Raw genomic sequence first — 12,961 nt, 5'->3', positions numbered from 1 at the left:
TCTATTCTGGAACGTAATTTAATCGATAGGAGATTTTGAGGTGGAGAAAATACAGATTTTGATGTCTACCTATAATGGTGAAAAATATATTAATGAACAGCTAGAAAGCTTGTTAAAACAGGAATATCCAAACGTAAGCATTTTAATTCGCGATGATGGATCTAAGGATTCAACTTCATCCATAGTGGGGGAATTTAAAGAGAAGCATTCCCAAATACAATTGATCAAAGGAAAAAATGTTGGGGTGATCTCCAGTTTTTTTGATTTAGTATTACAGGCAGATGAGGATGCAGATTATTTCGCCTTTTGCGATCAGGACGACTATTGGAAGCCTACAAAATTATCTAGAGCTATATCATTATTGGAAAAGGAAAACCCCTCAATTCCACTTCTTTATTTTTCAAAATTAGACTTAGTTGATGATCAACTCAAATTTTTAAAGCATTCGCAAATTCCTCCTAGGGGGGCAGGTTTAGAAAATGCGTTGATTCAAAATATTGCTACTGGTTGTACAATTGTTTTTAATCGAGCTATGCTTGAACTTTTTAAGTCAAAGGTTCCGGATGTAGAGAAGGTGACCATGCATGATGCTTGGTTCTATTTGCTTGCGACTGCTTTTGGAAAAACAGTATACGATGAAGAGTCTCATCTTCTTTATCGTCAGCACTCCTCTAACACATTAGGAATGGCAAATAATAAACTAAAGAGTGCGATGATCCGCTATAAAAACTTTCAGAAGACAGGAAAGGAAAAGCCGTTTACAAAGCAAACAGAAGAGTTTTATCGCTTGTTTAAAGATAAACTTTCTTCCAATCAGCGAAAGATTGTAGAGGATTTTCTTTATAAAAGGGAGTCCTTTGTCAATCGACTGCTTTATACTATGAACACTCCTTTGTATAGACAGAATCAAAGAGATACAATCATTTTTAAACTGTTATATGCTTTAAAGAGTTACTAAATGAAGGAAATAGAATGATGTCCAAATTTCGAATTTCTGTTTTTTTATTTCTTTTCTCCACCATATTATTAAAGTTTTCTAGTATGTTTCGAGACTTAGTGATTTCAGGTTTTTATGGAGCCTCGTATAAAGCTGATGCATACTTTGCTTCCATGACGATACCGAATGCGATTATTTTGTTTATGTTAACAGGTATGAAGGACGCGTTTCTTCCTAGTTACTATTCGTATGATCGTTTGGGACAAGGGTTTTCCCATCTTACTAATATCGTAAAGGGTACATTTGTGTTCTCTATCATTGTTGCTGTGATAGGAGCTGGGATTTCGCCAACCCTTGTGAAATGGTTATACCCTGAATTCAGCCAGTATCCTGATGGATTTAGTATTTCTGTGTGGACGATGGTACTGTATTTTCTATCCATCATATTTATTGGGATAAATGCAGTGTATGAGGGATACTTTGATACACAGAAGAAGTTTTCCTTTTCTACCTTTTCACAAACCATTGTTGTGTTAACCACACTTTTATTTGCGTTAGTCTTTTACCGGACTTTAGATATTTATTCTGTACCAATCGGATATTTGGTAGGGACTGTTCTGTCCTTTGTTCTAAAAGTGATTGTTTTAAAGCCCAATAAAATGATGGCTTGGAACCAGAGCCCACATTGGTCGGAAATCAATCGCTTTTATCTCATCTTTTTACCGGTAGGAGTAACCATAGCAGTAGGGCAAATAAACTTGATGGTGAACATGCTGTATGCTTCGAGGATGGGGGAAGGGATTGTTTCGAATTTAAACTATGCATTTCGACTGGTTACGATTCCTCAAGCTATTTTCGGTGTAACGATTGCAACCATTATTTATCCTTCATTGGCTAAAGCTATATCTAATAATGATATGAATTTATTTAATCGTGGAATTGAAAAAGGTCTTCGAACCATGTTTCTGCTTATTGCACCTTCTGTAGCAGGGATGATGATTCTGATTGAGCCAATCGTGCGGATTGTTTATGAGCGAGGGGCTTTTACTCCTGCTACTACGATGCTTACTAGTGAATACGCCTTGTTTTATATGGGCTCCGTCTTTTTTTATAGTATACAAGCCGTTGTGGCTAAAGGTTTTTATACATTGGGTAAGGGTAGTTCTTTTATGAAGATTGGCTTGTTTTCTATTGTATTAAATATTGGATCTAACTATTTGTTTGCGAAATGGATGGGGCCAGAGGGACTTGCCTTATCTGCTTCTTTTGTGGGGATGGTGTATTCGGTTCTTACCTTTACAACGTTAAACCGTATTTCCGGAGGTTTTCATTTAAATGATCTGACCAGAGAATTTGTAAAGATTGGTTTGGCGACAGGAATGATGCTTGGAATCGTGTCGGTCCTAAAAGAAATCGATTTCTTTATTCAGATGAATGATTGGGCATTGTTGGCCATACTGGTACCACTTGGAGCGCTAGTGTACTTTAGCGTTTTAAAGCTATTGAGATCAAATACTCTAACCGAATTACTTGCCAATAACAAATTTTCTATAAAAATGAAAAAAGGGAGCAGCTGATGCTCCCTTTTTGTATGTCTAATTTACTGCTGGTCTACCGATAGAGTAATACTGTATCCCTTGTTTACCTGCTTCTTCTATTGAATAACAGTTACGTCCATCAAAGATGAGGGGAACAGCCATCGTTTCTTTCACTTTTTCTAAGGATAACTGAACAATTTCGTCCCACTCCGTTACGATGAATGCCGCTTCAGAGTCTGAGAGTGCCTGTAACGCAGAATTCGCGTAAGATATTTTATTGCCATATAGTTTTTCAACTTGTGGCATCGCAATAGGGTCATATACCGTTATCTCCGCATCCTCTAAAAGCAAGTCTTGAATCAATTGCAAAGAAACAGAGTCACGGATATCGTCCGTGTTCGGTTTAAAGGTTAGTCCTAAAACAGTAACCTTTTTACCAGACATGGAGTAAAGATAGGTCTTTGCTTTTTTGAATAGAAGCTCTTTTTGTCTACGGTTCACATCAATAACCGATTGTAGGATTTTAAAGTCATAGTCTAAATCATTAGCTAAATGATTTAAAGCGTTAATATCCTTTGGAAAGCATGAGCCACCAAAACCAATTCCAGCGTGAAGAAATTTATTGCCAATTCGTTTATCAAGTCCAACTCCTCTTGATACATGGTCAATATTCGCACCAATTCTTTCACATAGATTAGCAATTTCGTTAATAAAACTAATCTTCAATGCGAGGAAGGAATTGGAGGCATATTTAATCATTTCAGCACTTCGGATATCTGTATGGACGATTGGTAGTTGGAATGGTTCGTATATTTGTCCAATTTTCTTGGCAGCTTCAGAGGATTGGGAACCAATTACAATTCGGTCACCTTGAAAGGTATCTTTAATAGCGGTACCTTCACGTAAAAATTCTGGGTTCGACACACTCTCTATATTAATAGAAGGAGAAACTCTTTCTTGTATTAAGCGTCCGATCCGTTCATTTGTACCAACCGGGACGGTACTTTTAATTACGATGGTACTACTCTTTTGTAGATGCTCTGCAATTTCAATTGCTGCCTTATCAATATAGGTCAAATTTGCAGATCCATCCTCATTTGATGGAGTTCCTACTGCAATAAAGATACAATCTGTATCTTGGTAGGCTTCCTTTGGGCAAGATGTAAAAGCCAAGTTTTGGCTATTTATATTTTTTTGTAACAGATCATCAAGGCCTGGTTCGTAGATAGGTGAGATTCCTTGTTTTAATATGGAAATTTTTTCTTTGTTAATATCATAACAAGTAATCTGATGACCTACTTCTGCAAGGCAAGCACCAGTCACGAGACCAACATACCCTGTACCAGTAATGGTTATCTTCATGTAATCCCTTCTTTAAACCGTAATATTCCCCATGTATTTTAACAACCATTCTATTATAGCTCAAATTATAAACGATATATAATATTTTTTGATTCTGTAATATTCTAGTAAAGAAGACATAAAGCGACACCAATTTACGTTTTTTGGTTCTTTTCATATGTGAAAATTGTTATAATGGCTTTATGTGTTTTTTTGAAATAGATACTACGAGTAGAGTAAATTAGGTGTGATACCAAAATGGAGAATAAAAATATTCTTGTGATAACAAATATGTATCCTAGTTCTCAGTACAAAAGCTTTGGCATTTTTGTAAAAAATCAAGTAGAGGCGTTAAAGGAGCAACAACTACAGGTAGATGTGGTTTCCATTACAAATCCAAAAAGCGGTAAAGTCAGTGTTTTAACCAAGTATCTATTATGGTTTCTCAAGACTGTTTTCCATTTAATATTTAAAGGATACAAATATGAGGTTGTTCATGCTCATTATGTATTCCCTAGTGGATATTTGGGTCTTGTATTTAAAAAACTATTTAAAACTAGACTCATTGTAACGGCACACGGTGGAGACATTGAGAAGATGGCAAAGAAGAGTCCTCGACTTTTTCGTATGACTCAATCGGTATTGCATGGGGCTGACCATATTATTGCTGTTGGAGAAGATCTTTATGAACAAATAAAAAAAGATTATTCAATTCCTTCAGATAAACTATCCATTATAAATATGGGAGTGAATCGCCAAATCTTCCAACCAGTTAATCAGCAGGAAGCTAGAATTCAGTGCGGGATTGAGAGAGAAGAACAAATAGTTTTATTTGTAGGGAATCTCATTGAGCAAAAAGGGCTATTAGAGCTTATTCAAGCTTTTGAAATTGCTGTGCAAAGTGCTGATGTTCAACTCTATTTAATTGGCGCAGAGAAACAACCATTATTTAAAAAGCAATTAGAGGAAGAGATACACAAGAGACAACTAGAAAGCAGAGTTCATTTCCTAGGAACAAAGGATCAAACTGACATTGCACTTTGGATGAGTGCAGCTGACTGTCTAGTGTTGCCTGCACATATGGAGGGATTTGGACTTGTGGCATTAGAAGCCATGTCATGTGGAACTCCGGTAATTGGAACGAACGTAGGAGGATTGAGACATCTATTATCAGGTAATGCTGGTATCATAACTAGTGTGAAAAATCCTGTTGAATTGGCAAATGCTATGGTAGAGGTTCTTTCATCGAAGGATACGAGAGATACATTAATTAGAAATGGCTTTAAAAAAGCAGAGGAAAACGAACAAAGACAATTACTACAAAAGGTTATCAATGTTTATTTTCCTTCTGGAGGGTAATAAAATGGGAAATGCAAAAATAAAACGAAAAAAAGTGCTTTTTATCTCCTCACTAGGTGGACATTTAACTCAATTGCTACAACTAAAACCCCTTTTTGAGGAATATGATTATCATATTGTGACGGAAAAATCAATCATTACAGAGGATCTAAGTAAGCAATATCGCATGTCTTTTCTTATGTATGGTGCAAGAAATTATCCATTCAAATATATTTTTAAGCTTAGCTATAATTTCCTTACATCTTTGTATTATTTTTTAAGAGAAAGACCAGATGTGATTGTAACAACGGGAGCCCATACAGCCGTTCCGATATGCTATATTGCCAAGGTATTTGGAAAAAAAGTCGTGTTTATTGAAAGTTTTGCTAAAACATCGACACCAACTATATCAGGGAAAATGGTTTATCCAATAGCAGATCTTTTTATCGTCCAATGGCAAAGCATGAAAAAGCATTATCCGAAAGCGGTTTATGGAGGTTCAATCTATTGATAGTTGTAGTGTTAGGAACTCATGAACTTCCCTTTAATCGTCTACTCGAGGAAATAGAAAAAGAAATCATAGCAGGGACGATTAAAGAGGAAGTTCTTGTACAGGCAGGTCATACCAAATATGAATCGGATTTTATGGAAATGTTTGATTTTACAACGTACGAGCATATGGCAGAGTTATATAATAAGGCAAGCTTAATTATCACGCATGGCGGTACGGGCTCTATTACGATGGGAATGAAAATGGGGAAAAAAGTGATTGCTGTTCCCCGGCTAATAAAATATGGAGAACACAATGATGATCACCAGTTAGAGATTGTGAAACAGTTTTATGAAACAGGTCATATTTTATACTGGAATGAGCCACTAAAATTTAGGGATGTTCTTCAACAGGCGGCACATTTTCAACCTACCAAATTTCATAGTGGAAACAAGAAGATATTAAGTCTACTTAAGGACTTTATTAATAAACAAGCATAAAAGTTTTAGACCTCTTTCGTTAGTACAAATCCTTCTGAAGGTACTGAACAAAGAGGCGCTTTTGTTTAAGATTAGCCTAGTTACACAGGAAGGAAACGCGTATGAATACATTTGAAAAAATGTTACTGACCATATTTTTTGTGGAATTGTTTATAGGTGGTGGAGGGAGACTCATTGATTTCGGATTTCTTTCCATTAGACAGGTATTGTTTATCTTACTTTTTGTTACATTCCTTTTACGGATTGTAAAAGAAAAGGCATATTTCAACAGAGATGTGAATACTTTTATTCGGTTTAACCCTGTTTCAATTGGAGTGTATTTACTCATAGCTTGGTTTTTCGTTAGTGCTTTGATTGGATTTTTTAATGGAAATCCTCGATCAGTAATAGCTATGGACTTTTTTAGAGTTTCATTTTTTGCTGCATATTTTCCGCTAGCATACTATATTTCGGAGAGTAGATTTACAAAGAGGAAAATTATCAGCCTTTTAAAATATGGAGCACTTGCTGTAGCTATATACACGATTGTGATTGCTTTATTAGGTAAGACCATCTTTAGCTCGAATTTCGAGTCTTATATGGCCTTTTGGAAAAGCTTTATGAATGATGATCTACTATTTAGACGGAGTCATAGTGTGTTTTATAAGAGTCATTTCTATGTACTAATAGGTTTAGTGCTATCTTTAAATGATATAATGTCAAAAAAATACTCTACGCTAAATACTCTTAATGTGATCTTAGGATCTATATCTATTTTTTGGTCAGATACAAGAGGTTTTTCTATTGCTTTATTAGTAGGTCTATTTGTGATTGTATTTTTCGATATGAAGATCTTTACGGACTCAATTAAAGAATGGTCACAAAAGGGCAGGACCATCTTAAAAAACAGACAAATCATGACAAAAGTCGTTGTGCTTGTGTTGCTAGCAGTTCTTGTTCCATATCTGTACCAATATACAACATTGGAAAGATTTAAGGATCAAACAAACGAAGAACCAAGCGATGTAAAGGATACGAGTGTTGGTGCAAGAATAGATTTTTTATTAGATTCAAAAGAGATATTACTGGAGAGTCCGATCACCTTTATTTTTGGTGAAGGATATGGAACCAGCATTGCAGGTCGAGTAGAAGGAATTGAAATGAGTTTCCTAGATATTTGGGTTGAACAAGGGGCGATAGGATTATCCATATGGCTATACCTTTGCTTACTTGTGTTATTCCATTATCATATTGCTTACAAGAATGGAAATGAAATAACGACAGTAGATCGTTCCTTAATAGGTGCTTTTGTTGGAATGGTTCTTTTAACGAATATCAATCCATTTATTAATAACCCAATAGGAATTGTCTTTTTCTTACTCGTGCTCATTTTCGCTCAAAATAAGAATAGAGAGAAAGAGCCTTTGGGATAACAAGGCTATTAGGCATAGTCAAAACGATGTTTGAACTTATTTATTACATTTTGTATAATAGTGTGCGAAACTTAGGTGTATCGTACATAGTTGTGATAACTATTCTTTACTAAAGGAAGTAGGAACTTTTATGATAAAAAATATATTAATCACTGGTGGAGCAGGATTCATCGGTAGTAATTTAGCTTTAAAACTATTAGATAAAGGTTACCAAGTAACGGTTCTGGATAATCTATCTCCACAAATTCATGGAGAAGATGGAACAAAGTCTGATCTCTTCTTAAACATTAAAGACAAAGTGAATTTTATACAAGGTGACGTAGTTAACAGTGAGGATTGGAAAAGGGCATTAAAAGGTCAAGATGTGGTTGTTCATTTAGCAGCTGAAACGGGTACTGGTCAATCCATGTATGAAATCAATAAATACATTGATGTAAATGTAAAGGGAACATCGAATCTATTAGACATTCTAACGAATGAAGAGCACCAAGTGAAGAAAATAGTGATTGCTGCTTCAAGGGCTATCTATGGTGAGGGAATGTACCATTGTACAGAGCACGGAACGGTATACCCTGTAGCGAGAACAGAAGCAGATATGAGTAAGGGGGATTTCGAAGTAAAATGCCCAATCTGTAACCGTGATGTGGAGGTTATGGCTACTACAGAGGAAACGAAAATTCATCCAACATCTATCTACGGAATTACGAAACAAATGCAGGAAGATATGTGTATGGTGGTAGGTAAGTCGTTAAATATTCCAGTCGTCGGTTATCGCTATCAGAATGTGTATGGTCCTGGACAATCATTAAAGAATCCATACACAGGAATTCTGTCCATCTTTTCAACGATTATTAAAAATGGAAACAATATTAATATCTTTGAGGACGGAAAAGAATCAAGGGATTTTGTATTTATTGATGATATCGTTGACGCAACAATTCTAGGAATTGAAAAAGAAGAAGCAAATTATGAAAGCTTTAATGTAGGGACAGGTGTTTGTACAAACGTATTGGAAGTGGCAACTCTTCTTAAGGAAAAATACCAGTCTGAAACGGATATTGTTATTAGTGGCAATTATCGTTTAGGTGATATTCGTCATAACTTCGCTGACTTGACTAAAATTCATGAGAAGCTTGGGTTCACACCTAAGGTTAGCTTCGAAGAAGGAATTAGCAAATTTGTTGATTGGGTAAACCAGCAAGAAGTCGTTGAAGACAACTATCAGAAATCAATTGAAGAAATGAAGAAAAAAGGGTTATATAAGTAATGGTCTCTTCATTGCAAAATAAAAAAATTTTATTTTTATGTCCCTTGTTTTTTAATTATCATAAAAAAATAATGAGGGCAATGGAGTCTATGGGGGCAGAAGTTGATTTTTTCGATGAACGCCCCTCGAATACTGTATTTTCAAAAGCCCTATTACGAATTAACCGAAATTTTGTCACAGGACAAGTAAATAGGTATTATGAAGAAATCACTTCTAAGATAACGAATAAAAAGTACGATTATATCTTTATCTGTCAGGCAGAGGCGACTCCCCAGTTTTTCCTAAAGAAGGTAAGAGAATTAAATCCACAAGCAAGAATGGTACTGATGCTTTGGGATTCAGTCGCTAATAAGGTAAATACCCTAGAAAAGTTAGAGTATTTTGATGAAGTTTTCTCGTTTGATAAACAAGATTGTGAGAAGTTCGGTTTAACTTTTAGACCTTTATTCTTTGATATTGAATATGCACAAATTGCTAAAGAAAAGACAGAATTATACTATGACCTCTTCTTCGTTGGAACAGTCCATAGTGATCGCTATCGCATTTTAAGAGAAGTTAGGGAGCAATTCGAGAAAAATCATCTTAAGGTGTTTTATTATTTATTTCTACCTAGTAAGTTAATGTATTATCAAAGAAAATGGTTTACTAGTGATGTGAAGGGTAGTAAGATATCTGAATTTTCCTTTGTTGGATTACCGAGTGAACAACTAACATCTAAGTTAAAACAATCAAGAGCTGTAGTTGATATTCAACATCCAAAACAAACGGGTTTAACGATGAGAACCATTGAAATGCTCGGTGCAAATAAGAAAATGATTACTACTAATGAAGAAATTAAGAAATATGATTTCTATCATCCTAATAATATTTGTGTTGTTGACAGAAATCATGTGGTTGTACCGAAAGAATTTATGACTACTCCCTATGTTCCAGTGGACGAGAAAGTGAAGGAACGATACTCAATTCAGTATTTTGTGAAAGACATACTTGGTATAACCGGAGAAGAAGGATGCAATTTCTTTTCGAAAGCTAGTGGAGGGCAACAATGAATGTTTCTGTAGCGATGGCCACTTATAATGGAGAAAAATATATTAGACAGCAGATTGATAGCATTCTTTCTCAACTTGGCGATGAAGATGAATTGGTTATTTCTGATAATCATTCAAAGGACAATACTGTTTCAATAATAAATGAATATGTTAGTGGTGATCCACGAGTAAAGTTATTTTTGCAGGATGAAAAAGGAGTTACCCCTAATTTTGAAAATGCGATTAAACATACGAAAAATGAAATCATCTTTTTAAGCGATCAAGATGACATTTGGAAACCTGAAAAGGTTGAAACAGTAAAGACCTATTATAAAAAACATCCTGCTGTTCTTATGATTATGTCTGATATCACAGTTGTAGATAATAATCTCCAGCCAACGATTGATTCGTTTTATGACTATCGAGGTAGTCGAGCAGGTGTGATGAAAAACATTATTAAAAATAGCTATATTGGTTGCGCTATGTCTTTTAGGAAGGAACTAAAGGACAAAATTCTACCTATTCCAAGGAATGCCCCTATGCATGATATGTGGATTGGACTAGTGGCGGATATGAATAAAGGTGCTTTACTCATACCTGAAAAGCTTATTTATTATCGAAGACATGAGTCTACAGTAACGACTGTTGAGAATACTTCTTCATTTAGGGAGAAGATTATGTGGAGATTTCAAATCTCAGGTTTACTATTACAGTCGTATATTAAACACAAATAAAAAAAGCCCATATTGGGCTTTTTTTAGTAATCAACATCTATTTCAGCAACAGCATCTGTCGGAAGACCAAGATGCGTTCGTAATTCATCAGATAAAGCTTGTCGAGTTTCATCTGTTACAAAGAAATACCAGCCATCACCACTGATAGTTTTTCCTTCACCTTCTACTTGAAGCTTTTCGATATTTTTCGCTGCACCTTTGTACGTTGCTTGGATACCAATCATATCATCAAGCGTTAAGTTTGTTAGTACATTATCTTGTAGTGCTTCTAAAATATCATCATAATTTGCTAATGAAGTTAAGCTTGCCCCTTTTTTAACAACTTTTGAAATGACTTCTTTCTGCCTTTCTTGACGGCCAAAATCACCAAGTGGATCTTCTTTTCTCATCCTTGCATACTGAAGAGCTTCTTCCCCGTCGAGGTGTTGCGGGCCTTCATATAAGGTTGTACCATCTAGTTCAAACTCATATTGATTATTAACATCAATTCCACCAACTGCATCGACAATGTCTTTAAAGCCTTCCATATTGACCTCTACATAGTAATCAATGGGAACATTTAAGAAATTTTCAACAGTATCAATTGTCATTTCAATTCCGCCATAAGCGTACGCTGCATTCATCTTAGTTGTTCTGTTTTTATCAGGATCACTATTACTAATGATCTCTGTTTTTGTATCGCGCGGGATACTTAGTAATTTCGTACTACTTGTATCAGGGTTAATCGTTGCAACAATCATCGAGTCTGTTCGACCACTATCTCCTTCACGCTTATCTACTCCGACAAGAAGAATAGATAAAGGATCCTCTCGATCAAACTCAACTTGTTGCTCACGCTTTTCTGATCCTTCTCGATCTATAGGATTATGCATTTTATCGACAGCATTCGCCACATCTGAGTATACGTTATAGAAATAAACGCCGGCACCGACAAACAATATAAAAAGACTTAAGAAGAATACTCGAAAAAAACGAAGCTTTTTTTTTCTTTTCTTCTCTACTCTGTTTGCTCTATTAATCACTTAGAAAATCCCTTCTTTAATAGAATTTTTAAAGGTCTTACAAATTTATTGCATAACCAAAATTATAATCTTGATGCTGTTGAATATCAACAATTATTAAGTAATTGGAAAATAAAGTGATACAAAATCCGACATGTTAATGCTATAATTTCTTTTGGTATTGCACGTTGTCCATAGATAAAAAAGTTAGTTTCAGAGAAACATTTCATTTCTATATATTAAAAATTGAAAAGGTGGATGCTGAATGTTTCTTAAGGGGAAATATATAAATGAGTGTATTGATACACGGAAAAACAACTTAGATATTATTCGTTTTATTGCAGCTAGTTTGGTCTTATTTTCGCATGCTTATCCGTTAACTACCGGTAACAATGCTTCAGAGCCATTTGCTGTGTTTTCAAAAGGGCAAATGACGTTTGGTGAGTTCGCCGTTAGTATTTTCTTTGTAATAAGTGGTTTTCTTATCACCCAAAGTTTTGATCGATCGAAGGATCCTATTTATTACTTTAAAGCTAGGGTATTAAGGATCTTCCCTGGTCTTATCCTGTGTGTTATGCTGTCTATCTTCTTATTAGGTCCAATATTTACAGATCTTGGTTTCCTTGAGTATTTTAAAAACCGAGAAACATATGATTATCTAAAAACCGTTACGTTATATTGGCTTCAATTTGACTTGCCGGGTGTATTTTCCACAAATATTTGGCCTGGAGCAGTTAATGGCTCACTATGGACACTATGGTTTGAATTTTTCTTCTATATTGTTGTAGCTGCTTTAGGGATCATGAAAGTTCTAAACAAAAAAGTGGTTGTGTTTTTATTTCTAGCTTGTACAACTCTATATTTTTTAGATAGAGGTGGATTTTATACAGATTTATTCCGCTATTTCAGTGCAGGAATGATATTCTACTTATTTAGAAACCAAATTAAGTTGAATGGGTGGGTTACCCTTTTATCCTTGGTTGTTTTACTAGTTACAGCTAAAGTAGGTTATTTTGAATATACATTTACGATCTTTGGTGCATATTTAATCTTTTCTTTAGCGTTTGAGACAAGATTGCGCTTGCATAACTTTGGGAAATTCGGTGATTTTTCTTATGGAATATATATTTACGCGTTTCCATTCCAACAGATTATGACCCATCTTTTTCATAATCAGTTAACTCCATGGGAAAACTTCTTACTCTCATTTCCACCTACTTTGGTATTTGCCGTTATGTCATGGTACGTAATTGAGAAGAGAGCGATGAAATATAAAAACTTTACCCTAAAAGAGACCGTTCAAAATATCACTAGAAGCGCATCTTAAGGGAAAGAGGAGATCCGTTCTCCTTGAGCTTTGTAAGAATGGAGAGGT

The 12,961-nt window shown here is 35.1% G+C and carries 12 protein-coding genes; 10 read left to right on the top strand and 2 right to left on the bottom strand.

Annotation, left to right across the window (positions count from 1 at the left end; translation table 11 throughout):
- The first annotated feature begins 40 nt into the window (after positions 1 to 40).
- Positions 41 to 958: a glycosyltransferase family 2 protein gene (locus tag MKX65_RS22015; protein ID WP_340905613.1), complete on the top strand. Its 918-nt coding sequence runs from the start codon at positions 41 to 43 to the stop codon at positions 956 to 958.
- Between the two features lie 14 nt (positions 959 to 972).
- Positions 973 to 2,514 carry a murein biosynthesis integral membrane protein MurJ gene (gene murJ / locus MKX65_RS22010; RefSeq protein WP_340905612.1) on the top strand — a complete coding sequence of 514 codons (1,542 nt, stop codon included), beginning with the start codon at positions 973 to 975 and terminating at the stop codon, positions 2,512 to 2,514.
- A gap of 18 nt (positions 2,515 to 2,532) precedes the next feature.
- On the opposite strand, the gene MKX65_RS22005 is transcribed toward murJ, so the two are convergent.
- Entirely contained in the window at positions 2,533 to 3,837 is a 1,305-nt protein-coding gene (locus MKX65_RS22005; RefSeq protein ID WP_340905611.1) for a UDP-glucose dehydrogenase family protein, read from the bottom strand.
- A 237-nt stretch (positions 3,838 to 4,074) separates the two neighbouring features.
- On the opposite strand from MKX65_RS22005, the gene MKX65_RS22000 reads away from it, so the two are divergent.
- From MKX65_RS22000 to MKX65_RS21970, 7 genes are all read left to right on the top strand, one after another.
- Complete coding sequence (locus MKX65_RS22000; RefSeq protein WP_340905609.1) at positions 4,075 to 5,175, top strand: glycosyltransferase; 1,101 nt, start codon at positions 4,075 to 4,077, stop codon at positions 5,173 to 5,175.
- Positions 5,176 to 5,179: 4 nt separating this feature from the next.
- The gene (gene pssD, locus MKX65_RS21995; RefSeq protein ID WP_340905608.1) at positions 5,180 to 5,665 is read left to right on the top strand and encodes a PssD/Cps14F family polysaccharide biosynthesis glycosyltransferase; all 486 of its coding nucleotides are present in this window, start codon (positions 5,180 to 5,182) and stop codon (positions 5,663 to 5,665) included.
- Positions 5,662 to 6,144 (top strand): PssE/Cps14G family polysaccharide biosynthesis glycosyltransferase, encoded by a 483-nt coding sequence (gene pssE, locus MKX65_RS21990; protein ID WP_340905607.1) that lies wholly within the window; start codon positions 5,662 to 5,664, stop codon positions 6,142 to 6,144. The genes pssD and pssE overlap by 4 nt, the downstream gene beginning before the upstream one ends.
- Positions 6,145 to 6,245: 101 nt before the next feature.
- A complete protein-coding gene (locus tag MKX65_RS21985; protein WP_340905605.1) occupies positions 6,246 to 7,556 on the top strand; it encodes an O-antigen ligase family protein in 1,311 nt (436 codons plus the stop codon).
- 130 nt (positions 7,557 to 7,686) lie between these two features.
- Positions 7,687 to 8,823, top strand: a complete 1,137-nt coding sequence (locus tag MKX65_RS21980; RefSeq protein ID WP_340905604.1) for an SDR family NAD(P)-dependent oxidoreductase — start codon at positions 7,687 to 7,689, stop codon at positions 8,821 to 8,823.
- Between the two features lie 89 nt (positions 8,824 to 8,912).
- Positions 8,913 to 9,872: a lipopolysaccharide biosynthesis protein gene (locus MKX65_RS21975; protein ID WP_340905603.1), complete on the top strand. Its 960-nt coding sequence runs from the start codon at positions 8,913 to 8,915 to the stop codon at positions 9,870 to 9,872.
- Complete coding sequence (locus MKX65_RS21970) at positions 9,869 to 10,585, top strand: glycosyltransferase family 2 protein (protein ID WP_340905602.1); 717 nt, start codon at positions 9,869 to 9,871, stop codon at positions 10,583 to 10,585. Before MKX65_RS21975 ends, MKX65_RS21970 begins: the two co-directional genes overlap by 4 nt.
- Before the next feature lie 23 nt (positions 10,586 to 10,608).
- On the opposite strand, the gene MKX65_RS21965 is transcribed toward MKX65_RS21970, so the two are convergent.
- The gene (locus MKX65_RS21965; RefSeq protein ID WP_340905600.1) at positions 10,609 to 11,607 is read right to left on the bottom strand and encodes an LCP family glycopolymer transferase; all 999 of its coding nucleotides are present in this window, start codon (positions 11,605 to 11,607) and stop codon (positions 10,609 to 10,611) included.
- 244 nt (positions 11,608 to 11,851) lie between these two features.
- Here MKX65_RS21965 and MKX65_RS21960 point away from each other — a divergent pair, with 244 nt between their 5' ends.
- Complete coding sequence (locus tag MKX65_RS21960) at positions 11,852 to 12,913, top strand: acyltransferase family protein (RefSeq protein ID WP_340905599.1); 1,062 nt, start codon at positions 11,852 to 11,854, stop codon at positions 12,911 to 12,913.
- Positions 12,914 to 12,961 lie beyond the last annotated feature (48 nt).

Origin of the sequence: Robertmurraya sp. FSL R5-0851 (assembly GCF_038002965.1) — a bacterium.
In the GTDB taxonomy this organism is placed as follows: domain Bacteria; phylum Bacillota; class Bacilli; order Bacillales; family Cytobacillaceae; genus Robertmurraya_A; species Robertmurraya_A beringensis.
The sequence above is the reverse complement of the archived record's forward strand: the minus strand, read 5'-3'. Positions and strand labels throughout refer to the sequence as shown.